The following is a 25,590-nucleotide window of genomic DNA, read 5'->3' on the forward strand; positions in this document are numbered from 1 at the left end:
CATGGGGGACTGGCACGGCGGCGTGCTGATCGGGTTCGACCTGGAGACGACCGGCACGGAACCGGGCGAGTCGCGGATCGTGACGGCGGCAGTGGTCGAGGTGCGTGCGGGCGAGGTGCGCGAGCGGCGCGGCTGGCTCGCCGATCCGGGGATACCGATCCCGGAGGGCGCCTCGGCGATCCACGGGATCAGCACGGAGCGGGCCGTGGCGGAGGGCCGCCCGGTGCGCGAGGTCGCGGACGAGGTCGCGGGGGCACTGGTAGAGCACTGGCGCCGCGGAGCGGTGGTCGTCGCATACAACGCGGCCTTCGACCTGACCCTGTTGACGGCCGAGCTGGCCCGGCACGGCCTGCCGTCGCTGGCCGACCGGCTGGGCGGGGCGCAGACCGGGCCGGTGGTGGACCCGCTGACGATCGACCGGGCCGTGGACCGCTACCGGCGCGGCAAGCGGACCCTGGAGGCGGTGTGCGGGGTGTACGGGGTCACCCTGGACACCGCGCACGACGCGGGAGCGGACGCACTGGCCGCGGTGCACGTGGCCCGCGCGATAGCCGCCCGCCACCCGGAGGTGGCGGCGCTCACCCCGGCCGATCTGCACGCCCGCCAGGGCGGCTGGCACGAGCGCTGGGCCCGCGACTTCCAGTCGTACCTGCGCCGCCAGGGCACCCCCGACGCGGTGATCGATCCGGCGTGGCCGCTGCGGAGCCTGCTGCCGGCCACGGCCTGAGCGGCAGGGCCGGCTCCCCTACGCGGGCCACTCCTCGCTGTATCCACAGGGGTCCGGGCGGGGCGGATGACCTTGGGCGGAGGGCGCCGCGGTCGCCCTGGTGGGCGAGGCGCAGCCGCCCCGGATTCGTCCGACGCCGCTTCACCACCCGCTGGTGACCGGCCGTTCGGCGCGGGAAGCCGGGCGGGCCGCGGCTCAGACGACCAGGACCCGGCGCCCCCGGGTGTGGCCGGCGCGACTGTCGGTGTGCGCAGCCGCTGCCTCGGTGAGCGAGTACGACTTCTCGACCGGGATGTGGAGCCTGCCCCGGGAGATGAGGTCGACGGCCTCGGCGAGCGCGTCCGGCACGCTCCCGGCCACGCCGGAGAACCGGACGCCCAGCTGCGGCGCACCGAGGTCGGCGATGGAGATGACCTTGCGCGGGTCCCCGGTCAGCTCGACGAGTTCGCGGATCACGCCCGAGCCGGCCAGGTCGAGGGCCGCGTCGACCCGGCCCAGGTGCCGCACCCGTTCGACCCAGCCCTCGTTGTAGGTCGTGGCGAGGGCGCCCAGGCCGCGCAGGTAGTCCTGGTTCGCAGCCCCGGCCGTGCCGATCACCGTGATGCCGCGCGCACGGGCGATCTGCAGCACCGCCGACCCGACGCCGCCGGACGCGCCGCTGACCAGCAGCGTCTGGCCGGACTGCACGCCGACCTCGCGGATGATGCGCAGCGCGGTCTCCACCACCGACGGGTAACCGGCCGCCTCCTCGAAAGCCAGTCCCTCGGGCATCCGGGCCCAGGCCGACAGCACGGCGAATTCGGCGTACGTGTCGGCGCCTTCGCCGAACACGCGGTCGCCGACGTCGACCCCCTCGACGTCCTCGCCGACCTCATCCACCACCCCGGCGGCGTCCAGTCCGACCCCGGCGGGCAGCTCGACCGGATGGGCTCCCAGGACCTGGCCCTCCCGGATCCTCCAGTCGACGGGATTGACACCCGCCGCCCGTACGGCGATGCGTATCCGACCGGGGCCCGCGTGGGGCTCCTCGGCTTCCACCAGTTGCAGGACCTCGGGACCGCCGAACTCGGCGAAACTGATTTTCCTCATGGGCCGAAGATAGCCCTAACGGTTAGGGTTTCACAACGGATATGGATTCATACCTGATAGTGTCAGGGCATGATCGAGCCGTCCGGACGCCGCGAACGCAAGAAGGCCGCGACCCGTCAGAAGATCGCTGACACCGCGCTGCGCCTCTTCCTGGAGCGCGGGTACGACTCCGTGGGCATCCGTGACGTGGCGGCCGAGGCCGACGTGGCCGTCACCACCGTCTTCGCCCACTTCGCCTCAAAAGAGGCCCTGGTGTTCGAGCGCGATCAGGACTTCGAGCAGCGCCTCACGCGGGCGGTGTCCGACCGACCTCCGCACGAGCCGCTCATCCCGTCGCTGCACCGCGAGGTCCAGTCCCTGGTGCGGCACTGCACGGCGGAGGGCAGTGCCCCCGTCCGACGCATGATCGAGGGATCGCCCGCCCTGCGGGAATACGAGGAGTCGATGAGCCTGCGTCACGCGCAGGCGCTGGCAGTGGCGCTGGCCGCCGATCCCCACCTGTCCCGGAGTGCGACGGCCTGCCGGGCGACCGCGCGGTTCGCCATCGACGCTTACGCGCTGGCCTGCCGGGCGGACGATCCCGGGGCCACGGTGGACGAGGTCTTCCGGATGATCGAGGCGGCCTGGGAAGCCACCGCGCCCTGAGCCGGGGATGCCGGCGCGCTGCGGCCGGCGCCGGCGCCGCACGACACGTGCGGGTTGCCCCGGGCGGCCCGCACCGGACCTGTTCGCCCGATCATGTGACTACCGCCGGCCCGGGCGTCGGGTGGACTCACCCAGTTCGAGCTCGTGCTGGAGAAGGCCCGCGTTCCACGTCCCGAGCCCGCGGACCCCGAAAGACGCCCGGCAGCCCGGCAGCCGACAAGGCCACAGCAACGGACCGTGCCACGACCACCCGCGCAGCCACCGCACCTGGTACACGATCCCGGAGGACACGGCAGTCAGGGCGCCCGCCTGCGGGAGGGCTCCCCCGCGGCGAGCGGCTCGCGGCAGCCCTCGCCATCTGGCTCCACACGTGATCGCCCGGACAGCTCCTCACTAGACCCGTACTTCGCGGGTGACTGTTTCAGGTCTGTGGCCAGCGGGTTTGTGTGATGTCGGGCCGCCTGCTGGCCGGCCGCGACGGCGGTGGAATGGACCAGGATCCGGCGCACGGTCAGCAGTGGATCGCTCTTGCGGCGGCCGGTCAGCGTATGAACGTCTTCCAGGACCCGGTAGGTCTCCCGTTCCGCCCCCGGTTTCCTCTCGTCCCGCGCGGGCACCCAGTCGACGGGCTGTGCCTCCTCAGGATCCAGGACTGCGTAGAACTCGTCCTTGATCTGCGCGGCCGGGACGGGCGCGATGAACTCCACCCCGGCCTGAAGCAGGGCGGTGATGTTGGAGTAGGACACCAGCTTGGAGTCGGCGACCATCAAGAACTCGTGGGTGCCGGCCATCGCTTTGAGGTCTTTCATCGCTCCGACGACCTGGCTGACCTCGGCCGCGGCGCCGTCGAAGACCCGGGAGTGCACGGGGATACCGCCGTCGGCGGACACCGCGAGCCCGGCCTGGACCTGTTTCAGGTCCAGGCGCCGGTCTTTGGGATGCCCGTTGCAGGCGATGAGCGGGTACCGCTCGTCCTGGTCATCGGCGGGGAAGGCGCCATGGACGGACATGCTGGTCATGTCCCAGTGCAGCCGGGAGACGTCGATCCCGAACTCAGTGATGGCCCGGGCACCGACGGTGCCCGCGATGACCTCCAGCTTCGGGGCGATCGCGTCCAGCGCGCCGGCTAGACGGTCGTCGTTGAGCAGGTCCGGTGTGATGCCGAAGACCTCCTCCACCGCCCAGGTGCGGGCCCAGTCCCCGATCCGCACCAGCGGTGCGGGCGAGGTCAGCCGGTTGGCCACCAGTGCCTCGATGACCTGTCCGTGGGTCAGATGGGCGCTCGCGCCGCCCGGACACACCTCATCGACGACCCCGGCAACATCCAGCCGGCGCAGAAACTCGGCAGCGACAGGCAGAGCGCCCAGACGCTTCTCCACCACGGATGTCACCACGCACTCAAAGCGCTGGCGCTGAGACCGTGGCCGCGGGGACCGGGAAGTCATCGACACACCCGGACCAACGCCACACCACCGGTCCGGGACACTCCCGGACCGGTCACACCATACGAATCAACGACCCGCGAAGTACGGGACTAGAAGGCGTGCCACCGCATTTCCGGGTCGCCGTCGCGCAGGGAGGCGACCCGGCGGCGGAATTCCGCCAGGGCCTTCGGGTTGGTCGGGGCGTGCTGGGCGACCCAGGCACAGCTGGCCGTCTCGCGCGCACCGCGCAGCACCGTGCAGCCCTCCCAGTCACGCACGTCCCAGCCGTACTCCGCCACGAAGGCCTCGTACGACGGTGCCGGCAGCCCGTACCGGTCTCGGGCCAGGGCCATCACCACCAGGTCGTGCTCGCGCAGATCGGCCGAGACGGTCTCCAGGTCCACCAGGACCGGCCCGTCCGGACCCACGTGGACGTTGCGGGGGAGCGCGTCGCCGTGGATCGGGCCCGGCGGCAGGTGCGGGGTGAGCGAGGCCACCTCGCCGGCGTACGCGTCGCGCCGGGCCCGCAGGTACGCCGCGTCGGCCGGGTCGACCGCCTCGCCCGCCAGCCGGAGCCAACGCTCGACCCCGCCCAGCAGGTCCCGCGCCGGCAGCGCGAACGGCGCCGCCGGGAGGGCGTGGATCTGCCGCAGCAGCCCCGCCAGGTCCTCGGGACCGGCCTGGCGGACCGCATCCGCCAGACGGTGCCACACCGTCACCGGGTGCCCCGCCACCAGCCGCGGCTTCGGCTCGGCCGCACGGGCCGCCGGGATCCCGGCCCGTTCGAGCCAGCCCGCGACCGCGAGTTCCCGCTCGGCCCGCTCCAGCAGCGCCGCCTCCCGGCCTACCTTCACCACCAGGTCGCCGGCCGCGAACACCGCGTTCTCGCCCAGCGCCAGCAGGGCGGCCGGCCGTGTGAAGCCCGCCTCCGTCAGTACGTTCCGGGCCTGCGCCTCGTCCATGCCGTCTCTCCGGATGCGGATCGTCGTGAATCCGCCAAGTCTCGCATCCCGGTGCGCAGCGCCTTGACGTGCCATCAGGCCCTGCGCACGATGACCGAGCCGGATGCGGATGATCCACCCGTAAGGGGGCCATGTGGCCACGACGTCGGCCGCCACCCGGCACCGCCGGGCCGATCACGGGGCGTGGTTCCTGGTCCTGCCCGCGCTGATCCCGATCCTGCTGCTCAGCGTCGGCCCGCTCCTCTACGGCATCGGCCTCGCCTTCACCGACTCCCAGTCGGGCCGGACCGCGGCGACTCGATGGGCCGGCGTGCTGAACTTCCAGGACCTGCTCCACGACCGGCTGTTCCGCGAGTCCTTCCGGATCGGTCTGCTGTGGGCCGTCGGCGTCACCGTGCCGCAGTTCCTGCTCGCCCTGGGCCTCGCCCTCCTGCTCAACCAGCAGCTGCGGCTGCGCGGCCTGGCCCGGGCGCTCGCGATCATCCCCTGGGCCATGCCCGAGGTCGTCGTCGCCATCATGTGGCGGCTCGTCTACCACCCCGACGCCGGGATCCTCAACGAGACCCTGTCCGGGCTGGGCCTCGCCGGGGACACCGACTGGCTGGCCGGCCTGGCCACCGCCCTGCCCGCCGTCGTCCTCGTCGGCATCTGGGCGGGCATGCCGCAGACCACCGTCGTCCTGCTCGCCGGCCTCCAGAACACCCCGCACGAACTGCACGAGGCCGCCTCCCTCGACGGGGCCGGATCCTGGCGCCGCTTCCTGACCGTGACCTGGCCGGCGCTGCGGCCCGTCGCCCTGTCGGTCTCCGCCCTCGCCTTCATCTGGAACTTCAACGCGTTCGCCCTGGTGTACGTGCTGACCGGCGGCGGGCCCGGCGGACGTACCCGGCTGCCCATGCTCTTCGCGTACGAGGAGGCCTTCCGCTACGGCCAGTTCGGGTACGCCGCCGCGATGGGCTGCGTGATGGTCGCGGTGGTCTCCGTCCTCCTCGCCGTGTACCTCGCGGGCCGGCTCACGGGAGGGGAAGCGCAGTGAACTCCGCGAACGCCGCGCAGGGGAACACCCGTACGCGCAGCCCCGCACGAGCGGGCCGGGCAGCCCGGGCCGGCCAGTACCTGGCGCTCGCCGGCTACCTGGCCTTCCTCGCCCTGCCCTTCCTCTGGCTGGTCTCCACCGCCTTCAAGCCCCCGCGTGAGCTCGGCAGCCTGCACCCCACCTGGCTCCCGAAGGACCCGACCCTCGGCAACTTCCGCCAGGCCTTCGCCGAACAGCCTCTGCTGCACGCCGGGTTCAACAGTCTCCTCGCCGCCGTGTGCGCCGCCGTGGCCGCGGTGCTCCTGGCCACCCCGGCGGCCTTCGTCCTGGCCCGGCGCCGGGGGAGGCTGTCGGCCGCGGTCACCGCATGGGTCGTGGTCGGCCAGGCCTTCCCTTTCGTGCTGGTGATCATCCCGCTGTTCCTGGTCCTCAAACAGCTGCACCTGATCAACTCGCTGCCCGGCCTGGTGCTCGTCTACGTCGTGTGGTCGCTGCCGTTCGCGCTGTGGATGCTCGTCGGGTACGTCCGGGCCGTGCCGCCCGAACTGGAGGAGGCGGCGGCCGTGGACGGCGCCGGCCGGCTGCGCACCCTCGTCTCCGTCGTCGCGCCCCTGCTCGCTCCGGGGATCGTGGCCACCGCGCTCTTCGCCTTCATCACCGCGTGGAACGAGTTCTTCTTCGCGCTCGTCCTCCTCAAGACCCCGGAGCAACAGACCCTGCCGGTCGTCCTGACCCATTTCCTCGGCGCGGAAGGGGCCGCCGACCTCGGCCCGCTCGCCGCCGCGGCCCTCCTCGCGACCCTGCCGTCGCTGGTGGTCTTCGCGGTCATCCAGAAGCGCATCACGGGCGGCATGCTCGCAGGGGCGGTGAAGAGCTGATGCTGCGTTCCGCCCTGCGCCCGGCCCTCGCGGCGCTGATCCTGTTGGCCGGGTTGGCCAGCGGCTGCTCCGAGCCCGGCGACGGGCCGGACCGCCTCGGGAGGATCACCCTGCGCTTCCAGTCCCTCGCCTGGCAGCAGGAGTCCGTCGACGCCAACAAGTCCCTGGTCGCCGAGTGGAACGCCACGCACCCCCGCATCCGGGTCGAGTACGTCCAGGGCAGCTGGAGCAGCGTCCACGACCAGCTGCTGACCTCCTTCGCCGGCGGCGAGGCTCCCGACGTCATCCACGACGCCTCCGACGACCTCGCCGACTTCGCGTACTCCGGCTACCTCGCCGACCTGCGGCCGCTGCTCTCCGACCGGCTCAAGGGCGACATCCCCGCCCGCAGCTGGGAGAGCACCACCATCGGATCCGGGATCTACGGGGTGCCCTTCCTCCAAGAACCCCGCGTCCTGATGGCCGACAGCGGGCTGCTGCGCGCCTCCGGGGTGCGCATACCGACCCCCGAAGCCCCGTGGAGCTGGGCGGAGTTCCGTACGGCTGCCGAGCGGCTCACCAGCGACGGGCGGTACGGGGTGGCCTGGCCGCTCAAGGACCCCGTCTCCGCCACCCTCAACCTCGGCCTGTCCGCGGGCGGCCGGCTCTTCCACCGCGACGGCGACGGGAAGGTCGCGATCCGTTGGACCGAGGGCGACGCTGTCGTCCCCTCCACCATCCGGGCCCAGCTCGCCGACGACCACAGCGCCGCCCCGACCACCCTCGGGATGGGCGGCGCGGACACCCTGCCCGGTTTCTTCGGCGGCCGGTACGCGATGGTGCCGCTGGGGTTCTCGTACCGTCAGCAGATCGTCCGGCAGGCCCCGCCGGGCTTCGCCTGGGAGGTGCTGCCGCTCCCGGCCGGGCCGCAGGGCCCCGCTCAGGGCGTCAGCCCGCAGACCCTGTCGATCGCCCGGGACAGCCCGTACAAGGAGGAGGCGGCAGCATTCGTCGACTTCCTGCTCAGTCCGGCCAACATGGTCCGCCTCGCCCGCGGCGACTGGATGCTGCCCACGGGCTCGCAGGCCCTGGCCGACCCGGCCCTGCGCACTCCCGAACTGGGCTGGGCCACGGGCGCGGCGCTGGCCGAGCAGCTGCGTCCGGCGCCGGCGCAGTCGGTGCGCGGTTACCCGGAGTGGAAGGACAAGGTCGCGACGCCGGCCCTGCAGGAGTTCTACAGCGGGGCGATCGGCCTGCCGGAGCTTGAGGAGCGCCTGGTGGTGGACGGAAACCGGGTGCTGGCCCGCTACCAGCGCTGAGTACGGCCGGCGGACGGGTGGCGGGAGGTCGATCGAAACTTCATTGCACGAGACGTATCGTCTCGTTAGGCTCGGTGCATGACCTCAGCCAAGCCCGCCCACATCGCCATGTTCTCCATCGCCGCCCACGGGCACGTGAACCCGAGCATCGAAGTGATCCGGGAACTCGTGGCCCGCGGCCACCGCGTCAGCTACGCGGTCCCCGCCTCCTTCGCCCGGAAGATCGCGGAGACCGGTGCCACACCGGTGATCTGGCACTCCATCCTGCCCACCGACGACGAGCCCGAGGCCTGGGGCACCGAGCTCATCGACACCATCGAACCGTTCCTCAACGACGCCGTCCAGGCACTGCCGCAGCTCGCGGCCGCCTTCGAGGGCGACGAGCCCGACCTCGTCATCCACGACATCACCTCCTACCCCGCGCCCGTCCTCGCCCGCCGCTGGGGCGTCCCCGCCGTGTCGCTCTCCCCGAACCTGGTCGCCTGGACCGGGTACGAGGAGGAGGTCGCGGCACCGATGACGGCCGCGCTGCGCGCCTCCGAGCGCGGGCGGGCGTACTACGCCCGTTTCCGGGACTGGCTCGCAGAGCACGGCATCGACGAGGACTCCGACCGGTTCGTCGGCCGCCCGCGCCGCAGCATCGTGCTCATCCCGCGCGCCCTCCAGCCGAACGCCGACCGCGTGGACGCGTCCGTCCACACCTTCGTCGGGGCCTGCCAGGGCGACCGCAGCGCCGACCAGGGCAGCTGGCAGCGCCCGCAGGCGGCCGACGGCAAGAAGGTGCTGCTGGTCTCCCTCGGCTCCACCTTCACCAAGCAGCCCGCCTTCTACCGGGCCTGCATCGAGGCCTTCGGGGACCTGCCCGACTGGCATGTCGTCCTCCAGATCGGCAAGTTCACCGACGAGGCCGAACTGGGCGCCGTCCCCGCCAACGTGGAGGTCCACCGCTGGGTCCCCCAACTGGACGTCCTGCGCCAGGCCGACGCCTTCATCACCCACGCGGGCGCCGGCGGCAGCGCGGAGGGCCTTGCCACCGGCACCCCGATGGTCGCCGTCCCACAGGCCGTCGACCAGTTCACCAACGCCGACGTGCTCCAGGGACTCGGCGTCGCCCGACACGTCCCGATGGAGGAGACCGACGCCCGGACCCTGCGGGCGGCCGTCCTCGCGCTGGTCACGGACCCCGAGGTCGCCGCGCGCGCCGAGGCCGTCCGCCTCCGGATGGCCGCGGAGGGCGGCACGCGACGGGCCGCCGACCTCATCGAGGCCGAACTGCCCGCAGTGTCGGTGCGCCGTCCTATCGTTCGGGCATGACTACGAAGAAGTACGCGGCCCTGCTGCGCGGAATCAACGTCGGCGGGGCCAAGAAGGTCCTGATGGCCGAACTGCGCGAGGTCCTGACGGGCCTCGGCCACACCGAGGTGCAGACCTACCTGCAGAGCGGCAACGCCGTCTTCGCCTCCCCGAAGCAGGACCCGGCGGCCCTGGCCCGCGAGTTGGAGCGGGCGATCGAGGCCCGCTTCGGCTTCGCGGTGGCCTGCCTGGTGGTCGACGGGACCTACCTGCGGGCCGTCGCCGAGGCCTGCCCCTTCCCGGCCGACGAACTGGAAGGCCGGCAGCTGCACGCGACCTTCCTCTCCGAACAGCCGACCGAGGAGCGGTTCGCCTCGATCGACGGGCCCGCGTACCTTCCGGAGGAGTACCGGATCGGCGACCGGGTCGTCTACCTCTACGCCCCGGACGGCCTGGGCCGCTCCAAACTGGCCGAGGCCCTCTACAAGCCCGCCGTGTTCAAGGGCATCGACGCGACGACCCGCAACTGGAACACGGTCGTCAAACTCGTCGCGCTGACGCAGGAGTAGGAGGCCGGCCGCCCGGCCGCCCGGGGTCCGGGCGAGGTCAGCGGCGGCACAGGGCCGTGTCCGGTGGTGCCGGGGTTCGCCGGCTGAAGTCGACCCGCCGGGCGCCCCGACACCCGCCAGTCCCCTCAGGCCGCCTGCGCGAGCGCCACCGGAACTAGCTCCAGTCGATGTCGGACAGGCTCTCCAGCGGGGCCCGCTCTTCCACGGACTCCGGTACGACCAGGGAGTCCGCCTTCGTCACCACGGCGGGGAAACGGAGGTGCGCACGCTTTTGTATCTCGCTCAGCTTGACCTGGAACACCCGGAACTCGTCCAGTTCGAGCGATTCGGCCAGGACCAGGTTCTGCGTCAGCAGGAACGCCTTGGCCTTGAGCGTCTCCTGTTCCGTGTAGACGAGCACCTTCCAGAACTCCCGTGGTATCCGCACGCCCCGGAACACCCGGTCGTCGTCCTGGAAGACCGGGCCGCCGAACGCGCTCACCTTGAGGTCGTCGACCTCCACGTCCTCGAACACCGCGTCTTCGAGCCGCCCCCAGAGGCCGCCCCGCTTGCTCTGGTTGAAGTCGTCCATCTGCGGAGTGATGTTGCTGTAGAAGAACGAGTCCCGGTTCGCCTTCTCCGCCTCGGGCAGCGTGCCCCAGGTCAGGTCGGCGCGGCGCGCGATGTGTCCACGGTCCAGCCGGTTGCTCGCACCGCCCTTGTACAGCTCGTTGCTGACCTGGGTGTCGGCGGGCAGGCGCGGGTCCTTCGTGAAGTCGATCCCCTTCCGGTCGAGCTTCTTGAGCGCGCCGCCGTCGATGTTCCAGGCGACCCAGATCGCGAACCGGCGCGGCCCGCTCAACGCCAGCGAGAAGTGCGTGTACGGGATGACCGGTGAGCCGTCCAGCAGCACTGCGTCGCCCTTGATCGACGGGTTGAGCAGCGGGGGCCCCACGGGTACCGCGAGGAAGCCCGGGTCGTAACCGGTCAGCGCCTCCAGCGAATCGGACGGAGGCTGCTCCAGGGTGATCTTCAGCTCTTCGAAGACGGCGTGGGGGAAGCAGGCCAAGGCCCGGTCCTCGGGGTTCCCGTCCTCCTCGCCGCCGAAGTGCAGACCGGCCAGTACGTCCGTCGCCTTGCCGGTGCGCCCTTTGAACATCCAGGCGGATCCGGAGTCGCCGGGCAGGCTGATCTCGTCGCCGGCCGCCGGATGCGCGGGGTCGGGCCCTATCTCGAAGCACTCGATCTCGCGTACTCCGACGGGCAGCCCGTAGTTGATGCTCACCTTGGCGAAGGGGCGCGTCACCACCCCGTGCGTGATGCCGGTGGTCCGCCCGCTCTTGACGACCTTGTCGTCGATCTGTGGCTCGCCCAGCTTCGCCGGGGTGACCCCGAGGTCGAGGATGGAGGTGTCGAAGTCGCGTTCGGTGATGCTCGAAACGGCGCAGTCGCCGACCCGGCCGAGGTGGGAGCGCCGCAGCGTGCCGAGCCGGTTCAGCGCGATCCGGCTGTCGTCGGTGGTCCCGGGCTGTACGACCTCGTCACCGATGACGCCCTTGCGACCGTTCAGGACGTGCCAGTTGCTCAGTACGCAGGTCGTGCCGTCGTTCTTGTCGAAGACGATGCAGCCGAGGGTGCCGGCGCCCACCTTGACGTTGCCGACGCTCACCCCGGGACGGACCGGGTCGACGCGCTTCTGCCGCGCGGGCGTCTCCGCCTCGGCCACCACCAGGAAGTGCGGCTTGTAGCTGCGCTGCACGACGTCCGTCGGCACCTTCACCCCGCCGCCTATGTCGATGACGGGAGGTATCTCGACGCTCCCCACGTCGCGTACGCCCTCGGGCCCGACCTTGCTGTCCACCGTGAACTGCAACGCCAGTTCCTTGCTGCGTTTGCCGTTCTTCTCCTTGTAGCCGATGCCGATCGAGGACACGTTCGGGTCGCTGAGGTAGCTCGACCCGCGGGTACGGATGAAATGCTTGAGCGAGGTGATCAGCTCGTCCTGGCCGTTCGCCGCGGGGGCCGCGGGCGTGCCGGGCGCGGTGGCGGACTTGGCGGACGTGCGCTTCTTGGCAGCCATCGAAGGCTCCCTTCGGGCAAGGAGTGCGGACGTGACTCGGGCTCCCCGCTCCGTGCATGCACTTCCAGCCTACGGCCGCCCTGCCGACCGGGCGCGTCGAGGACGGTCGGATCGGCGCCCGCAGAGTGGGGACACGGTTTCCACCGTGCCCCGACCGACACGTAGGACGCCGGGTGTGCCAGGCTCCTGGCCATGCGTTACATCATCATCGGCGCCGGGGCGATCGGCGCGACCATCGGCGGACGGCTGGCGGAGGCGGGCGCCGAGGTCGTCCTCGTCGCGCGCGGCGCCCACGCGGAGGCCCTCACGGCGGACGGGCTGCGGCTCACGACCGCGGACGGCGCCCGGGTACACCGGATCCCCGTGGTCACCGGCCCGGCCGAACTCGGTGAACTGCGACCGGACGACGTCCTGCTGCTGGCCGTGAAGACCCAGGACGCGATCGTCGCGCTCGACGCGTGGGGCGACGCGGAAGTGGCGGGCGGCGGAACGGCGGCGCAGCGGCTGCCGGTCCTGTGCGCGCAGAACGGCGTGGAGAGCGAGCGGCTCGCCCTGCGCCGCTTCGCCCGCGTGTACGGGGTGTGCGTATGGCTGCCCGCCACCTTCCTGGAGCCGGGGGCGGTGTCCGCGCTGTGCGCGCCGCTGACCGGCATCCTGCACATCGGGCTGGCGTCCGGGGGAGCGGACGCACGGGCCCGGCGGATCGCGGCCGACCTGGAGAAGTCCGGCTTCGCGGCGCCGGTCGTCGAGGACGTCATGCGGTGGAAGTACGCGAAGCTGCTGGGGAACCTGGGCAACGCCATCCAGGCGACGACCGGCCCCGAACCGCACCCGGCGAAGGCGGCGCTGCTGGTGCGCGCGCAGCAGGAGGGGCGAGCCGCACTCGGGGCGGCGGGCATCGCCTACGCCTCCGACGCGGAACAGGCGGCGGCCCGCGACGGCAAGGTCGACCATCCTCCGGTCCTGCGGGGCGGTTCCTCCTGGCAGTCCCTGCAGCGGGGCACGGGCTCCATCGAGGCGGACTACCTCAACGGGGAGATCTCGCTGCTGGGGCGCCTCCACGGAGTGCCGACCCCGGTGAACGACACGCTGCGCCACGCGGCGAACATCTTCGCCCGGGAGGGCCTGCCACCGGGGGCGATGTCGATCGACGACCTGACGGCCCTGGCCGACGAAGCGGCGGCCCGGACCTGAGCGACCCGGAGAGCCGGTGCTCCGGGCCGCGGACCCCGTGCACCGGCCGACGGGCCCGTGGCTGCGGGCGGCGGTGGAGCAGGGATCAGGCTGCGGCGAGCAGGGGCACGCCGAGGGGGGCCGTGTCGTAGCGGTGGAGGAGGAGGCGGGCCAGTTCCGGCGCCGCGCCGAGGACGGCGGACACGAGGTCCGCCCCGGCGGTTTCCGCGCCCGCCACGATGCGGTCGGGGAGGCGCCCGGGGGCGATGACGTACGGGGCCACCGCCACCCGGCGCACCCCCTGCGCGCGCAGGGCCCGTACGGCGTCCTCCGTACGGGGCAGCGAAGCGGAGGCGAACGCAGGTCGCACGGCGCACCAACCGGTGTGCCGCCACTCCCGCGCGATTTCAGCGATCACTGCGATCGCCTCCGGGTCAGAGGAACCGGCGGACGCGAGCACCACGCCGGTGGTGGCGCGGTCCGCCGGGGTGAGGCCCGCTTCCGCGAGGCGGCGCTCCAGGGCGCCGACCAGCAGCGGGGACGGGCCCAGGACGTCCGCGATCCGGACCGAGAGGTCCGGCAGCCGGGACGTGGCTTCGGCCAGCACCGCGGGTACGTCGGACTTCGCGTGGAACGCCCGCGTCAGGAGCAGCGGGAGGGCCACGACCTCCCGAACGCCGGACCGGTACAGGTCGGACGTCACCTGCGCCACCGTCGGGGTGTCGAAGTCCAGGAAGGCCGTCTCCACCCGCAGCCCCGGCCGCAGCGCCCGCACCCGCCGGGTGAGGGCGTGCACGGTCGCCGCGTGCCGCGGGTCGCGGCTGCCGTGGGCGATGACGAGGAGGGCGGGGGCGGGGGCGGGGGCGCGGAACACGGGACTCAGCTCTTGACCAGCAGGCCGCGGCTGCGCAGCACCCACCGCTCGACCGGGCTGAAGATCAGCAGGTCGATGGCGATGCCGACCACGAGGATCAGGATGATCGCGAGGAACACGCCCGGCAGGTCGATGTTGTTGCGGCCGTTCTCCAGCAACTGGCCCAGGCCCAGGCCCAGGTCGGGGGAGCTGGCGATGATCTCGGCGGCCATGAGCGAGCGCCAGGAGAAGGCCCAGCCCTGCTTCAGCCCGGCGAGGTAGCCCGGCAGGGCGGCCGGCATGACCACGTGCCGGGCCCCGCGCAGGCCGGTGGCACCCAGCGTGCGGCCCGCCCGCAGGAACAGCGGCGGCACCTGGTCGATGCCGGAGACGAGGCCGTTGGCGATGGACGGGACCGCGCCGAGCAGGATCACCGTGTACATCATGGCGTCGTTGAGGCCGAACCAGAGCACGGCCGGAGGCACCCAGGCGACCGAGGGCAGGGACTGCAGGCCCTGGAGGATGGGCCCGATCGCGGCGCGGACGAACTTGACGCGGGCGACGACCAGTCCGAGCGGCGTGCCGATGGCCAGGGCGAGCAGGAAGCCGAGCAGACCGCGGGAGACGCTGGTCCAGATGACCTCCAGCAGGGTGCCCTTGAGCCACATCTCGGACAGGCTGTCCCAGACCGCGGACAGCGGCGGGAGCTTCGTCGGGTCGGTGACCTTCGCCGCGACGAGGACCTGCCACACCAGGAGCACCAGGCCCACGGCGATGAACGGCGGGAGGACCTTCTTGACGAAGACCTCGCGGGCCGGGGTGCGGTGGGTCTGGACCGCGTCGAGGGCGTCCAGGCCGGCCTCCAGGCCCGCCAGGTCGTCGCTCTTGTCCTTGGCCTTCAGGGTGGTGTCAGTGCTGGCCATGGCGGCGGATCTCCCCACGCAGGTGTTCAGTGATCTCGACGGACAGCTCCGCGACGTCCGCGTCCTCGATGCGGCGCGGCTGCGGGATGTCCACGGTCCATTCCTTCGCGACCCGGCCGGGCCGGGAGGAGAGGAGGACCACGCGCTGGGCGAGGCGCACGGCCTCGCGCACGTTGTGCGTGACGAAGAGCACGGAGACGTCCGTCTCGGCCCAGATGCGGGTGAGCTCGCCGTGGAGGACGTCACGCGTGATGGCGTCCAGCGCCGCGAACGGCTCGTCCATCAGCAGGAGCCGGCTGTCCTGGGCCAGCGCCCGGGCCAGGGCGACGCGCTGGCGCATGCCGCCGGACAGCTCGTGGACGCGCTTGCCGTAGGCGCCGCCGAGGCGGACCAGCTCCAGCAGGCGTTCGGCCTCGGGCTTGCGGTCGGCCTTGGCCACCCCGCGCAGGCGCAGGGCGAGTTCGATGTTCTTGCCCGCGGTGAGCCACGGGAAGAGGGCGTGCTCCTGGAACATCAGGGCGGGCCGGCCGGCGGTCTCGATCGAGCCGGCGGTGGGCTCGTCGAGTCCGGCGACCAGGTTCAGCAGGGTGGACTTGCCGCACCCCGAGGCCCCCAGGATGGTGACGAACTCGCCGGGCGCGACATCGAGGCTGATGTCGTCCAGGACGAGCTGCGATCCGGCCGGACCGGAGAAGGACTTCGAGACGTGCTCGATGCGGGCGGCGTGCGTCTGCTCCGCTACCGTGCCCTCGGCAGCCTTGGCGAGTGTGGTGGCCATGGTCGTCACCTCCTGGGGTTCGTGCGTGCGGGGGGTTACTTGGCGCCGAGACCGGCGTCGGAGACCTCGGGCTTGCCGGCCGCCTTGAGGACCTTGTTCAGGAGCGACAGGTCGTAGATGCCGGCGAGGTCGGGCTGCTCGATGAGCTTGGCCTTGACCGCCCAGTCGGACTCGGTCTTCAACGTGGTGGCCAGCGGGTCGTCGGTGACGAGGATGCTCTTCCAGGCCGGGTCGATGACCGCGGGCTCCAGCTCCTTGCCGCCGAGCGTCTTGAGCGCCGCGTTGGCGGAGGCCTTCGCCTTGTCCGGGTTGGCGTTGATCCACTCGTTCGTCTTCACCGTGCCGCGCAGCACGGCCTCGACGACGTCCGGGTGCTCCTTGAGGAACTTCTGCGACACGATGACGTTCGTGATCACGAACTTCTTGTCGGGCCACAGGTCGGTCTCGTCGAGGAGGATCGAGGCGCCGTCGGAGACGAGCTTGGACGCGGTCGGCTCGGGAACCCAGGCTCCGTCGATCGAGCCCTGCTTGAAGGCGTCCGGGGTCACCTTGTTGTCCGTGCGGACGACGGAGACGTCACCCTTGCCGGACTCCGGGTCGACCTTCCAGCCCTTCTCGGAGATCCAGTTGAGGAACGCGACGTCCTGCGTGTTCCCCTTCTGCGGGGTGGCGATCTTCTTGCCCTTGAGGTCGTCCAGGGTCTTGATCTTGTCCGGGTTCACGACGAGCTTCACGCCGCCGGAGGCGGAGCCCGAGATGATCCGCAGGTTGCTGCTCTTGGACTTCACGTAGCCGTTGATCGACGGCGAGGGGCCGACGAACCCGATGTCGAGAGAGCCGCCGTTGAGGGCTTCGATCTCGGACGGGCCGGCGTTGAAGGTCTGCGGCTTGATCGCGGTGCCGCCGAGCTCCTTGGCGATCAGGCCCTCCTGGATGCCGACCAGCGCGGTGGCGTGCGTCAGGTTCGGGAAGTACCCGATGCGGACCTCGGGGGCGGAGAGCTTCTTCGCGCCGGCGGCGGGGGCGGCCGACGTGTTCGCGTCGTCCTTCTCGGCCTGCGAGCCGTAGCCGCACGAGGCGAGCGCGCCGATCAGGAGCGGCAGGGCGGCAGCGGCGGCGATACCGCGGTGCAGGGACTTGCTGGTGATACCGGTGGCAGGCACGGAGGGTTTCCTCTCACAGCGTCATCTCATGACGCAGGTCTTCGTCTGTGGAGCAGGGTCGGGTACGGCTCGTGGGGGGTGAGGGCGCGCATGCGGTGCGCGTACGTCATCGCGCACATCGCGCCACCCCTCCCTGGCCGCTGCCGAGGCGGCCGCTGCCTACGCGGCCGCCTTCCTTGGCGAAGGTGGAGTAGATGTCGCAGGACATGGTTAGAAGTCCCACCCTTCGTCATCGCCCTGGACCGCCCGTTCGGCGGCCTTCGAGGCGAAGGACTCGCCGGCCATGCCCGCCGCCAGGGTCGTTCCGTCGGCCGGGTCGATCAGCAGGAAGGACCCGGTGCGGCGCGAGTCGGCGTACGCGTCGAGCGCGAGCGGCTCCGCGGTCCGTACGACGACGCGGCCGATGTCGTTGGCCACCAGCTGCCCGGGGTTCGGGTGCTGGGACAGGTCGTCCAGGGTCAGCCGCGAGGGGATCTCCTTGACGATCGCCTTGACCGTGCGCGTGGTGTGCTTGAGCAGCACCCGCGCGCCGACGGCCAGCGGCTGGTCGGCCACGTGGCAGACGGTGGCGACGACGTCCTGCGTGGTGGCCGGGGCGCTCGCGGACGGCGCGATCAGATCGCCGCGGGAGATGTCGATGTCGTCCGCCAGACGGACCGTCACCGACTGCGGGGCCCAGGCGATGTCCACCGACTGGCCGAGCGCGTCGATCCCGGCGATGACCGAGGTACGGCCCGAGGGCAGGACGGTGACGGCCTCGCCGACGCGCAGCACGCCGGAGGCGATCTGTCCGGCGTAGCCGCGGTAGTCGGGGTGCTCGGCGGTCTGCGGGCGGATCACGTACTGCACCGGGAAACGTGCCGGGCAGGCGGTGAGGTCGTGGCTGACCGGGACGGTCTCCAGGTGCTCCAGCACCGTCGGGCCGCCGTACCAGTCCATGTGGGCGGACGGCTCGACCACGTTGTCGCCGGCGAGCGCCGAGATCGGGATCGCGGTGATCTCCGGGACGCCCAGGTCCGAGGCGTACGCGGTGAACTCCTCGGCGATCGACGCGAAGACCGACTCCTCGTAGCCCACCAGGTCCATCTTGTTGACGGCCAGGACCACGTGCGGGACCCGCAGCAGGGCCGCGACGGCGGCGTGCCGGCGGGTCTGCTCGATCACGCCGTTGCGGGCGTCGACCAGGACCACGGCCAGGTCGGCGGTGGAGGCGCCGGTGACCATGTTCCGGGTGTACTGCACGTGCCCCGGGGTGTCGGCGAGGATGAACCGGCGCCGGGTGGTGGCGAAGTAGCGGTACGCGACGTCGATGGTGATGCCCTGCTCCCGCTCGGCCCGCAGGCCGTCGGTGAGCAGCGCCAGGTCGGGGGCGTCCTGGCCGCGGTCGGCCGACACCCGCTCGACCGCTTCCAGCTGGTCCGTCAGGACCGACTTGGAGTCGTGCAGGAGTCGTCCGACCAGCGTGGACTTGCCGTCGTCGACGGAACCGGCGGTCGCGAAGCGCAGCAGCGTGGTCGCTGCGAGGTCCGCCAGGTGGGCGCCCTGCTCGGTGGTGGAGGTCATTTCTAGAAGTACCCTTCGCGCTTGCGGTCTTCCATCGCGGCCTCGGACATCTTGTCGTCGGCGCGGGTCGCACCCCGCTCGGTGAGCCGGGAGGCGGCGATCTCGGTGATCACGGCGTCCAGCGTGGTGGCGTCGGAGTCGACGGCACCGGTGCAGGACATGTCACCGACGGTGCGGTAGCGGATGAGGCGGGTCTCGGTGGTCTCGCCCTCCTTGGGACCGCCCCACTCGCCGGCCGTCAGCCACATGCCGTTGCGTTGGAACACCTCGCGCTCGTGGGCGAAGTAGATCTCCGGCAGCTCGATGCCCTCGCGGGCGATGTACTGCCACACGTCCAGCTCGGTCCAGTTGGACAGCGGGAACACGCGCACGTGCTCGCCCGGCGCGTGGCGGCCGTTGTAGAGCTGCCACAGCTCGGGGCGCTGGCGGCGCGGGTCCCACTGGGAGAACTCGTCGCGCAGGGAGAAGACGCGCTCCTTGGCCCGGGCCTTCTCCTCGTCGCGGCGGCCACCGCCGAACACGGCGTCGAACTTGAGGCTCTGGATCGCCTCCGTGAGCGGGACGGTCTGCAGCGGGTTGCGGACGCCGTCGGGGCGCTCGCGCAGCTTCCCGGCGTCGATGTACTCCTGGACGGAGGCCACGTGCAGGCGGAGGTTGTGCTTCGCCACGGCCCGGTCGCGGTAGTCGAGGACCTCGGGGAAGTTGTGCCCGGTGTCGACGTGCAGCAGCGTGAACGGCACCGGCGCCGGCGCGAACGCCTTCAGCGCCAGGTGCAGCATCACGATGGAGTCCTTGCCGCCGGAGAACAGGACCACCGGCTTCTCGAACTCGCCCGCCACCTCGCGGAAGATGTGCACGGCCTCCGATTCGAGGGCGTCGAGGTGCGACAGCGCGTAGGGCGCGTCGGTCTCTTCGTGCAGGTGAGCGACGGTGGCCGTCATGCCAGACCCCTCTCGGTGAGCAGCGCGTGCAGGGCCGAGGCCGACTCCTGCACGGTCTGCGTGTGCGACTCGATGCGCAGGTCCGGGGACTCCGGAGCCTCGTACGGGTCGTCGACGCCGGTCAGACCGGAGATCTCGCCCGCCGCCTGCTTGGCGTACAGGCCCTTCACGTCACGCTCGGAGCAGACCTCGACCGGGGTGGCCACGTGGACCTCCAGGTACGAGGTGCCCTCGGCGGCGTGCCGCTTGCGGACGGCCTCGCGGCTGTCCGCGAACGGCGCGATCACCGGCACGAGCGCCTTGACGCCGTTGCTCGCGAGGAGTTCGGCGACGAACCCGATCCGCTGCACGTTGGTGTGGCGGTCCTCCCGGGTGAAGCCCAGGCCGGCGGAGAGGAACTCGCGGATCTCGTCGCCGTCGAGGACCTCCACGCGGTGGCCCTCGGCGCGCAGCCGCTCGGCCAGCGCGTGGGCGATGGTGGTCTTGCCCGCGCTCGGCAGCCCGGTCAGCCACACGGTGGCGCCCTGGTCGCTCACGCTCATCGTTCTCGTCTCCGTCGGTTCTTTGAGAAGCGGTTCTTCGATATCGGTCATCAGCCGTGCAGTCCGCACTCGGTCTTGGCCCGTCCGGCCCAGCGGCCGGCCCGCGCGTCCTCGCCCTGCGCGACACGGCGGGTGCAGGGCGCGCAGCCGACCGAGGCGTAGCCGTCCATCAGCAGCGGGTTGGTCAGGACACCGTGTTCCGCGACGTACGCGTCCACGTCGTCCTGCGTCCAGCGGGCGATCGGGGAGACCTTGACCTTCTGCCGCTTCTCGTCCCAGCCGACCACGGGGGTGTTCGCCCGGGTGGGGGACTCGTCGCGGCGCAGGCCCGTCGCCCACGCCTCGTACGCGGTCAGACCGTCTTCCAGAGGCTTGACCTTGCGCAGCGCGCAGCACAGGTCGGGGTCGCGGTCGTGCAGCTTCGGGCCGTACTGCGCGTCCTGCTCGGCCACCGACTGGCGCGGCGTGAGCGTGATGACGTTGACGTCCATCACGGCCTCGACCGCGTCGCGGGTGCCGATGGTCTCCTCGAAGTGGTAGCCCGTGTCGAGGAAGACCACGTCCACGCCGGGGAAGGCGCGGGAGGCCAGGTGGGCGACCACCGCGTCCTCCATGGACGAGGTCACGGCGAACTTCTTGCCGAAGGTCTCGGCCGCCCACGTGAGGATCTCCAGCGGGGACGCGTCCTCCAGGTCCCGGCCCGCCTGCTCGGCCAGCGCCTTGAGGTCGCGCGTCTCCACTGCCTGACTCGTCGTCATATCTGGTCCCCTCCAGCGGTATCGGACTGAACGCCCCGGGCCAGCAGCCCGAGGTACTTCAGCTGGAAGGCTCGGTTGCAGGCCCTGCATTCCCAGGCGCCGTGACCCGTCTCGTTCGGAAACAGGTCCTCGTCACCGCAGTACGGGCAGTGGAACGGGGCCGCGCGCTCGCTCACGAGAGGTCCTCGTCCTTCGCACGGGTCACCCACGCGGCGAAGCGCTCGCCGTCCCCGCGCTGCTCCTGGAAGCGCGTGACGACCCGCTCGACGTAGTCGGGCAGACCGGCCGCGGTGACCTTGAGGCCGCGGACCTTGCGGCCGAAGCCGGCCTCCAGGCCGAGTGCGCCGCCCAGGTGGACCTGGTAGCCCTCCACCTGGTTGCCGTCGTCGTCCAGGACCAGCTGGCCCTTGAGACCGATGTCCGCCACCTGGATACGGGCGCAGGCGTTCGGGCAGCCGTTGATGTTGATGGTCAGCGGCTCGGCGAACTCCGGCAGGCGGCGCTCCAGCTCGTCGATCAGCGAGGCGCCGCGCGCCTTCGTCTCGACGATGGCCAGCTTGCAGAACTCGATGCCGGTGCAGGCCATCGTCCCGCGGCGGAACGGCGACGGCTCGACCCGCAGGTCCAGTGCCTCCAGCGCGGCGACGACGGAGTCGACGCGGTCCGCCTCGACGTCGAGGACGATCATCTTCTGTTCGGCGGTGGTGCGCAGGCGGCCGGAGCCGTGCTGCTCGGCGACGTCCGCGATCTTGGTCAGGGTGGCACCGTCGACGCGGCCGACGCGGGGCGCGAAGCCCACGTAGAACCTGCCGTCCTGCTGGGGGTGCACGCCGACGTGGTCGCGCCACTGGCCGCTGGGCTGCTCGGGCGCGGGGCCGTCGGTCAGCTTGCGCTTCAGGTACTCGTCCTCCAGGACCTGGCGGAACTTGGCCGGGCCCCAGTCGGCGACGAGGAACTTCAGCCGGGCGCGGGTGCGCAGGCGCCGGTAGCCGTAGTCGCGGAAGATCGAGATGACGCCCTCGTAGACGTCCGGGACCTCGTCGAGCGAGACCCAGGTGCCCAGGCGGACGCCCAGCTTGGGGTTGGTGGAGAGGCCGCCGCCGACCCAGACGTCGAAGCCGGGGCCGTGCTCGGGGTGCTGCACGCCGACGAACGCCACGTCGTTGATCTCGTGCGCCACGTCGAGCAGTGGCGAGCCGGAGACCGCGGACTTGAACTTGCGGGGCAGGTTGGAGAAGTCCGGGTTGCCCACGATGCGGCGGTAGATCTCGTCGATGGCGGGCGTGCCGTCGATGATCTCGTCCTGGGCGATGCCGGCGACGGGCGAGCCGAGGATGACGCGGGGCGTGTCACCGCAGGCCTCGGTGGTCGACAGGCCGACGGCCTCCAGGCGGCGCCAGATCTCCGGGACGTCCTCGATCCGGATCCAGTGGTACTGCACGTTCTGGCGGTCGGTGAGGTCGGCGGTCCCGCGCGCGAACTCCTGCGAGATCTCGCCGATGACGCGGAGCTGCTCGGTGGTCAGCCGGCCGCCGTCGATGCGCACGCGCAGCATGAAGTACTTGTCGTCCAGCTCCTCCGGCTCCAGGATCGCGGTCTTGCCGCCGTCGATCCCGGGCTTGCGCTGGGTGTACAGACCCCACCAGCGCATGCGTCCGCGCAGGTCGTTGGGGTCGATCGAGTCGAAGCCCGTCTTGGAGTAGATCGTCTCAATGCGTGTCCGCACATTGAGACCGTCGTCGTCCTTCTTGAACTGCTCGTTGCCGTTGAGGGGGGTGTGGTGTCCAACGGCCCACTGACCCTCACCGCGGTGGCGGCCGGTCTTTCGGCGCGCGGCGGCGGGCGTTTCGGGGGTGGCGGCCATGGCGGTACGTCCTTCTTCGGCGGCTCGGTGCAAGGGCAGGGGGAGGGGCGGCGAGTGCCCCTGGCATCGGCCCTGCTGCTGAAGCAGGTGCGGCCGACCGCCGCCCGATTCCGGTTGTGCCGGTGGTCAGGGCGGTGTTCTGCCTTCGGGGGACTGCGGGCTGGTCGCCTCCGCGACGACGCTGTGCGGGGCGCTGTCCGGCGGTGGCTGGTTCCGTCAGCGCGCCGAACAGATGGCGCTGGACATGCGGCCGAGGTCGACGTGCCGCCGACTCACCAAGGCAATTCCAGCTCCATTCATGGCGGAAGCGTGTCATGTGCCGATTGGAGGAGTCCACTACTGTCCATAATGCGGACGATGTAGTCCCGAAATGCGAGATGACGTGACGCCGGTCACGCAGCGGGGGAGCGCGGGATCCGGCCGCCGCTCCGCGCCCACGCTACCCGCCACCCCGCGGGGCGGCGCCGGGGCCGAGGGCGGAGGGGTCCCGGGGACCGCGGGGTCGCAGCGGTGTCGGCGTGGCGGTGATCCCGGCCGCCCCGGGGCCCTCCCGTCGGGGCCTCGCCGGCGCACGGCCCGCCGACGTGGTGGCCCGGGAACCGGCCGCCAGGGCGGTGCGCTGCGCATCGGCCCCGTGATGTCCGACGTGACGATCCCCCGGCGCTGCATTCGGGGGCCGCCGTGGTGCGGCCCCGTGCGCGACCGCCCGCCCCGTCCCCTGCGCCGGTCGACATCGGCGTCACAAACGCGGCCGGCCGGCCCGTCCGCCTTCCCGCGGCCCCGCCGCACTCTCGCGAACACCGCCGGCGCCGCATCCGGTCCCCGGTCCTTCGGACAGCCACCCGCCGGGGGTCGGGCGGGACGCCGAGCGGCGCGCGGGGCCCGCAGGCACGCCGCGGGGAGCGTGACGGGCCCGGCCCCCGCGTCCCCGCGCCCCGGATGCCGTACCGGCTACGCCCCCGGCCAGGGGCCCGGCGTCAGGGTGGCGGCCTTCTCCTCCGTCTCCGTCTTGAACACCTTGAAGCCGCGGCGCAGGTAGTTGTCCATCGCCGTCGGGCCGTCCTGGCTGCACGTGTGCAGCCACACCCGCGCCGTCTCCTCGCGTCCCGGCCAGCGGTCGGCCAGGGACCACGCCGCTTCGACGCCCAGCGTCAGCAGGTGGCCCCCGATGCGGCGCCCCCGGAAGTCCGGGAGCAGTCCGAAGTACATGATCTCCACCACGCCGTCGTCCTGCGGGTCCAGCTCCACGTACCCCGCCGGCGTGCCGCGGTCGTACGCCACCCACGTCTCCACGCCGGGACGGTTCAGCTGCTCCACCCACTGCGCACGGGTCAGCGACAGCCGGTCCGTCCAGTGGATGTCACCGCCCACCGAGGCGTAGAGGAAGCGGCTGAACTCCGGCGAGGGGAGCTCCGCCCGCTGGACATGGATCTCAGGCCCTGGGACGGCGGCCCGGACCAGGTCCTGCGGCGAGGTCATTTCCAGGGACCAGGTGGTGAGGGTGATGGTGCTCATGCAGGTCAGGGAATCACGGCCGACCCCGAGCGGCCCAGGCGGGCCTTGATCACAGCCGGCGCCGTGGAGTGGGGCAGCAGCGCCGCCGGGTCCTGCGGGCGGATCAGTTCCACCTCGACGTCGTCCGCGAAGCGGTACGGGCGGTGCGTGAGGACCCCGCCCAGGTGCCGCCGGACCCGGGACAGCTCCGCCCGGACCGTCACCGTCCGCGTCGGGTCCCCGAACAGCTCCGCCGCGAGCTCCGCGGCCGACCGCCCGCGCGGGCCCTCCGCCAGCAGGAAGAGGAGCTCCGCGTGGCGCGGGCTCAGTTCCCGGGACCAGCTCCCTGCGGCCCCGTACACCGTCGCCGACCACGTGCGCGGACGGCTCAGGTCCAGGACGACCCGGCTCGCCGCCGTCGCCGTCCCCGGTGCCTGCGCGACGCGCAGCAGCCAGCCGCCCGGCAGCGGCTCCACCACGCAGTCCCCGAGCTGCGGCACCCACACCCGGCCGGGCCCGAACCCCTTCGGCAGCGGGACCCGGTCCGTCGGCGCCAGGCCCGTCACCGCCGCCGTCCAGCCGTGCGGGTCCACCGCCAGGGCCTGCCCCGGCAGCCTGGCCAGCAGCGGCGCAGCGACCGCCCGCAGCCGCTCCAGCGACTCCAGGTGCCGCACCCGCAGCTCCCGCTCCGCGAGCCGGGCCACGGCGCTCACCCACGCCAGGGTGGCCGGGTGCATGGTGGCCAGTGGCCCGCTGACGTCCACCACGCCCAGCAGCTGCCCGTCCCGGGGGTCGCGCACCGGCGCCCCCGCGCAGGTCCACTCGTGGTGGCTGGAGACGAAGTGCTCCGCCGAGAACACCTGCACGGGCTGGCGGGCCACCAGAGCGGTGCCCACCCCGTTCGTGCCGACCACCGCCTCGGCCCAGTCGGCGCCCACCGAGAACCCCAGCCGGTCCGCCTTGCGCAGGATCGACGACGCCCCCTCCCGCCACAGCAGCCGCCCCTCCGCGTCGGCGACGACCATGATGTGCAGTGTCGCGTCCAACGCCGGCAGCAGCCCCTCGCGCAGTACCGGCAGGACCTCCCGCAGCGGCGACACCTGCCGCCGCTCCTCCGTCTCGGCCGCCGACAGCATCCGCGAGCGCGCGTCCCGGTCCGGGTGCACCCCGCGGGCCAGCATCCGGCGCCAGGACTCGGCGATCTCCGGCCGGGGCTCCGCCGGCGGCCGGTCCCCGGCCAGCGCGGCCGCCCGCACCCCCTTGAGCAGACGCGCGGCCTCCCGCGCGTCCATGGCCGAGATGCGTGCCACATCGACCGTGCTGCCTGCGGTGTGGGCCACCGGAACCTCCCCGTGTGGAACAGGACGTACGAGGGAACCGCCCGCGCCGACCGCACGTGCCTTCCCCGGGCACGCACGGCGGACGGTTCCGACTCAGAGGGTTGCAACGGTATGCAACTCTCGCCAAGTCCCGGTCACCCGAAGGAAACTGTCCGGACGTCGCCTCGCGACGTGACAGCTCCTCCTCGGGGCTTTCGGTTCAGGGGTGGCGCCGAGTC

Annotated in this window: 24 protein-coding genes and 1 pseudogene; 8 read left to right on the forward strand and 17 right to left on the reverse strand. The window is 72.0% G+C overall.

From position 1 onward, the window contains the following. The first annotated feature begins 1 nt into the window (after position 1). Positions 2 to 727: a 3'-5' exonuclease gene (locus tag OG974_RS01935; protein ID WP_327285832.1), complete on the forward strand. Its 726-nt coding sequence runs from the start codon at positions 2 to 4 to the stop codon at positions 725 to 727. 195 nt (positions 728 to 922) lie between these two features. Here the strand turns inward: OG974_RS01935 and OG974_RS01940 are convergent, their stop codons facing one another. Further along, positions 923 to 1,816, reverse strand: a complete 894-nt coding sequence (locus tag OG974_RS01940; protein WP_327279231.1) for an NADP-dependent oxidoreductase — start codon at positions 1,814 to 1,816, stop codon at positions 923 to 925. Positions 1,817 to 1,885: 69 nt separating this feature from the next. Between OG974_RS01940 and OG974_RS01945 the strand changes: the two genes are divergently transcribed. Continuing rightward, positions 1,886 to 2,461 (forward strand): helix-turn-helix domain-containing protein, encoded by a 576-nt coding sequence (locus OG974_RS01945; protein ID WP_327279232.1) that lies wholly within the window; start codon positions 1,886 to 1,888, stop codon positions 2,459 to 2,461. Between the two features lie 296 nt (positions 2,462 to 2,757). On the opposite strand, the gene OG974_RS01950 is transcribed toward OG974_RS01945, so the two are convergent. Together OG974_RS01950 and OG974_RS01955 are read right to left on the reverse strand one after the other, a co-directional pair. Next, positions 2,758 to 3,843 (reverse strand): IS1634 family transposase, encoded by a 1,086-nt coding sequence (locus OG974_RS01950; protein ID WP_328764153.1) that lies wholly within the window; start codon positions 3,841 to 3,843, stop codon positions 2,758 to 2,760. Positions 3,844 to 3,995: 152 nt separating this feature from the next. Beyond that, a complete protein-coding gene (locus OG974_RS01955; RefSeq protein ID WP_327279234.1) occupies positions 3,996 to 4,847 on the reverse strand; it encodes an aminoglycoside phosphotransferase family protein in 852 nt (283 codons plus the stop codon). A gap of 133 nt (positions 4,848 to 4,980) precedes the next feature. Here OG974_RS01955 and OG974_RS01960 point away from each other — a divergent pair, with 133 nt between their 5' ends. The 5 genes and pseudogenes from OG974_RS01960 to OG974_RS01980 all read left to right on the forward strand — a co-directional run bounded on the left by OG974_RS01960 (position 4,981) and on the right by OG974_RS01980 (position 9,921). Then, positions 4,981 to 5,883 carry a sugar ABC transporter permease gene (locus OG974_RS01960; protein ID WP_327279235.1) on the forward strand — a complete coding sequence of 301 codons (903 nt, stop codon included), beginning with the start codon at positions 4,981 to 4,983 and terminating at the stop codon, positions 5,881 to 5,883. Next, positions 5,880 to 6,761 carry a carbohydrate ABC transporter permease gene (locus OG974_RS01965; RefSeq protein ID WP_371645185.1) on the forward strand — a complete coding sequence of 294 codons (882 nt, stop codon included), beginning with the start codon at positions 5,880 to 5,882 and terminating at the stop codon, positions 6,759 to 6,761. Before OG974_RS01960 ends, OG974_RS01965 begins: the two co-directional genes overlap by 4 nt. Continuing rightward, positions 6,761 to 8,059, forward strand: a complete 1,299-nt coding sequence (locus OG974_RS01970; RefSeq protein ID WP_371645187.1) for a sugar ABC transporter substrate-binding protein — start codon at positions 6,761 to 6,763, stop codon at positions 8,057 to 8,059. Before OG974_RS01965 ends, OG974_RS01970 begins: the two co-directional genes overlap by 1 nt. Before the next feature lie 31 nt (positions 8,060 to 8,090). Further along, a pseudogene (mgt, locus tag OG974_RS01975) lies at positions 8,091 to 9,373 on the forward strand (macrolide-inactivating glycosyltransferase). Next, positions 9,370 to 9,921 carry a DUF1697 domain-containing protein gene (locus OG974_RS01980; protein WP_327279237.1) on the forward strand — a complete coding sequence of 184 codons (552 nt, stop codon included), beginning with the start codon at positions 9,370 to 9,372 and terminating at the stop codon, positions 9,919 to 9,921. The pseudogene mgt and the gene OG974_RS01980 overlap by 4 nt, the downstream one beginning before the upstream one ends. 154 nt (positions 9,922 to 10,075) lie before the next feature. On the opposite strand, the gene OG974_RS01985 is transcribed toward OG974_RS01980, so the two are convergent. After that, complete coding sequence (locus OG974_RS01985; protein ID WP_327279238.1) at positions 10,076 to 11,980, reverse strand: DNA/RNA non-specific endonuclease; 1,905 nt, start codon at positions 11,978 to 11,980, stop codon at positions 10,076 to 10,078. A gap of 192 nt (positions 11,981 to 12,172) precedes the next feature. Between OG974_RS01985 and OG974_RS01990 the strand changes: the two genes are divergently transcribed. After that, positions 12,173 to 13,174: a 2-dehydropantoate 2-reductase N-terminal domain-containing protein gene (locus OG974_RS01990; protein WP_327279239.1), complete on the forward strand. Its 1,002-nt coding sequence runs from the start codon at positions 12,173 to 12,175 to the stop codon at positions 13,172 to 13,174. A gap of 85 nt (positions 13,175 to 13,259) precedes the next feature. Here the strand turns inward: OG974_RS01990 and OG974_RS01995 are convergent, their stop codons facing one another. The 13 genes from OG974_RS01995 to OG974_RS02055 all read right to left on the reverse strand — a co-directional run bounded on the left by OG974_RS01995 (position 13,260) and on the right by OG974_RS02055 (position 25,324). Then, the gene (locus OG974_RS01995) at positions 13,260 to 14,027 is read right to left on the reverse strand and encodes a sirohydrochlorin chelatase (RefSeq protein WP_371645188.1); all 768 of its coding nucleotides are present in this window, start codon (positions 14,025 to 14,027) and stop codon (positions 13,260 to 13,262) included. 5 nt (positions 14,028 to 14,032) lie between these two features. Further along, a complete protein-coding gene (locus tag OG974_RS02000; protein ID WP_329314946.1) occupies positions 14,033 to 14,929 on the reverse strand; it encodes an ABC transporter permease subunit in 897 nt (298 codons plus the stop codon). Then, positions 14,916 to 15,707 (reverse strand): ABC transporter ATP-binding protein, encoded by a 792-nt coding sequence (locus tag OG974_RS02005; RefSeq protein WP_327279242.1) that lies wholly within the window; start codon positions 15,705 to 15,707, stop codon positions 14,916 to 14,918. Before OG974_RS02005 ends, OG974_RS02000 begins: the two co-directional genes overlap by 14 nt. A 35-nt stretch (positions 15,708 to 15,742) precedes the next feature. After that, positions 15,743 to 16,870 (reverse strand): aliphatic sulfonate ABC transporter substrate-binding protein, encoded by a 1,128-nt coding sequence (locus OG974_RS02010; RefSeq protein WP_328764157.1) that lies wholly within the window; start codon positions 16,868 to 16,870, stop codon positions 15,743 to 15,745. A 210-nt stretch (positions 16,871 to 17,080) separates the two neighbouring features. Further along, complete coding sequence (locus OG974_RS02015) at positions 17,081 to 18,433, reverse strand: GTP-binding protein (protein WP_327279244.1); 1,353 nt, start codon at positions 18,431 to 18,433, stop codon at positions 17,081 to 17,083. Between the two features lie 2 nt (positions 18,434 to 18,435). Next, the gene (cysD, locus tag OG974_RS02020; RefSeq protein ID WP_327279245.1) at positions 18,436 to 19,374 is read right to left on the reverse strand and encodes a sulfate adenylyltransferase subunit CysD; all 939 of its coding nucleotides are present in this window, start codon (positions 19,372 to 19,374) and stop codon (positions 18,436 to 18,438) included. Beyond that, positions 19,371 to 19,916, reverse strand: a complete 546-nt coding sequence (gene cysC, locus OG974_RS02025) for an adenylyl-sulfate kinase (protein ID WP_327279246.1) — start codon at positions 19,914 to 19,916, stop codon at positions 19,371 to 19,373. Before cysC ends, cysD begins: the two co-directional genes overlap by 4 nt. Positions 19,917 to 19,966: 50 nt before the next feature. Then, positions 19,967 to 20,674, reverse strand: coding sequence for a phosphoadenylyl-sulfate reductase (locus OG974_RS02030; RefSeq protein ID WP_329314950.1), 708 nt, complete (start codon positions 20,672 to 20,674; stop codon positions 19,967 to 19,969). After that, positions 20,671 to 20,850, reverse strand: a complete 180-nt coding sequence (locus OG974_RS02035; RefSeq protein WP_327279248.1) for a hypothetical protein — start codon at positions 20,848 to 20,850, stop codon at positions 20,671 to 20,673. Before OG974_RS02035 ends, OG974_RS02030 begins: the two co-directional genes overlap by 4 nt. Next, on the reverse strand, positions 20,847 to 22,538 hold the full coding sequence (locus tag OG974_RS02040; RefSeq protein WP_327279249.1) for a nitrite/sulfite reductase: 1,692 nt from the start codon (positions 22,536 to 22,538) through the stop codon (positions 20,847 to 20,849). The genes OG974_RS02035 and OG974_RS02040 overlap by 4 nt, the downstream gene beginning before the upstream one ends. A 216-nt stretch (positions 22,539 to 22,754) precedes the next feature. Beyond that, the gene (locus OG974_RS02045; RefSeq protein ID WP_351782709.1) at positions 22,755 to 22,838 is read right to left on the reverse strand and encodes a putative leader peptide; all 84 of its coding nucleotides are present in this window, start codon (positions 22,836 to 22,838) and stop codon (positions 22,755 to 22,757) included. 651 nt (positions 22,839 to 23,489) lie between these two features. Next, positions 23,490 to 24,053 (reverse strand): GNAT family N-acetyltransferase, encoded by a 564-nt coding sequence (locus OG974_RS02050; protein WP_327279250.1) that lies wholly within the window; start codon positions 24,051 to 24,053, stop codon positions 23,490 to 23,492. A 5-nt stretch (positions 24,054 to 24,058) separates the two neighbouring features. Beyond that, positions 24,059 to 25,324: a GAF domain-containing protein gene (locus OG974_RS02055; RefSeq protein ID WP_327285835.1), complete on the reverse strand. Its 1,266-nt coding sequence runs from the start codon at positions 25,322 to 25,324 to the stop codon at positions 24,059 to 24,061. Positions 25,325 to 25,590: the final 266 nt, after the last annotated feature.

Origin of the sequence: Streptomyces sp. NBC_00597, from assembly GCF_041431095.1 — a bacterium.
Lineage (GTDB): Bacteria > Actinomycetota > Actinomycetes > Streptomycetales > Streptomycetaceae > Streptomyces.

What these genes read in the sequence shown, in the direction of transcription:
- OG974_RS01935 (WP_327285832.1), top strand. Translation starts at nt 2, where the DNA reads ATGGGGGACTGGCACGGCGGCGTGCTGATCGGGTTCGACCTGGAGACG.
- OG974_RS01940 (WP_327279231.1), bottom strand. Translation starts at nt 1,816, where the DNA reads ATGAGGAAAATCAGTTTCGCCGAGTTCGGCGGTCCCGAGGTCCTGCAA.
- OG974_RS01945 (WP_327279232.1), top strand. Translation starts at nt 1,886, where the DNA reads ATGATCGAGCCGTCCGGACGCCGCGAACGCAAGAAGGCCGCGACCCGT.
- OG974_RS01955 (WP_327279234.1), bottom strand. Translation starts at nt 4,847, where the DNA reads ATGGACGAGGCGCAGGCCCGGAACGTACTGACGGAGGCGGGCTTCACA.
- OG974_RS01970 (WP_371645187.1), top strand. Translation starts at nt 6,761, where the DNA reads ATGCTGCGTTCCGCCCTGCGCCCGGCCCTCGCGGCGCTGATCCTGTTG.
- OG974_RS01980 (WP_327279237.1), top strand. Translation starts at nt 9,370, where the DNA reads ATGACTACGAAGAAGTACGCGGCCCTGCTGCGCGGAATCAACGTCGGC.
- OG974_RS01985 (WP_327279238.1), bottom strand. Translation starts at nt 11,980, where the DNA reads ATGGCTGCCAAGAAGCGCACGTCCGCCAAGTCCGCCACCGCGCCCGGC.
- OG974_RS01990 (WP_327279239.1), top strand. Translation starts at nt 12,173, where the DNA reads ATGCGTTACATCATCATCGGCGCCGGGGCGATCGGCGCGACCATCGGC.
- OG974_RS02000 (WP_329314946.1), bottom strand. Translation starts at nt 14,929, where the DNA reads ATGGCCAGCACTGACACCACCCTGAAGGCCAAGGACAAGAGCGACGAC.
- OG974_RS02005 (WP_327279242.1), bottom strand. Translation starts at nt 15,707, where the DNA reads ATGGCCACCACACTCGCCAAGGCTGCCGAGGGCACGGTAGCGGAGCAG.
- OG974_RS02015 (WP_327279244.1), bottom strand. Translation starts at nt 18,433, where the DNA reads ATGACCTCCACCACCGAGCAGGGCGCCCACCTGGCGGACCTCGCAGCG.
- cysD (WP_327279245.1), bottom strand. Translation starts at nt 19,374, where the DNA reads ATGACGGCCACCGTCGCTCACCTGCACGAAGAGACCGACGCGCCCTAC.
- cysC (WP_327279246.1), bottom strand. Translation starts at nt 19,916, where the DNA reads ATGAGCGTGAGCGACCAGGGCGCCACCGTGTGGCTGACCGGGCTGCCG.
- OG974_RS02030 (WP_329314950.1), bottom strand. Translation starts at nt 20,674, where the DNA reads ATGACGACGAGTCAGGCAGTGGAGACGCGCGACCTCAAGGCGCTGGCC.
- OG974_RS02040 (WP_327279249.1), bottom strand. Translation starts at nt 22,538, where the DNA reads ATGGCCGCCACCCCCGAAACGCCCGCCGCCGCGCGCCGAAAGACCGGC.
- OG974_RS02045 (WP_351782709.1), bottom strand. Translation starts at nt 22,838, where the DNA reads ATGAATGGAGCTGGAATTGCCTTGGTGAGTCGGCGGCACGTCGACCTC.
- OG974_RS02050 (WP_327279250.1), bottom strand. Translation starts at nt 24,053, where the DNA reads ATGAGCACCATCACCCTCACCACCTGGTCCCTGGAAATGACCTCGCCG.
- OG974_RS02055 (WP_327285835.1), bottom strand. Translation starts at nt 25,324, where the DNA reads ATGGACGCGCGGGAGGCCGCGCGTCTGCTCAAGGGGGTGCGGGCGGCC.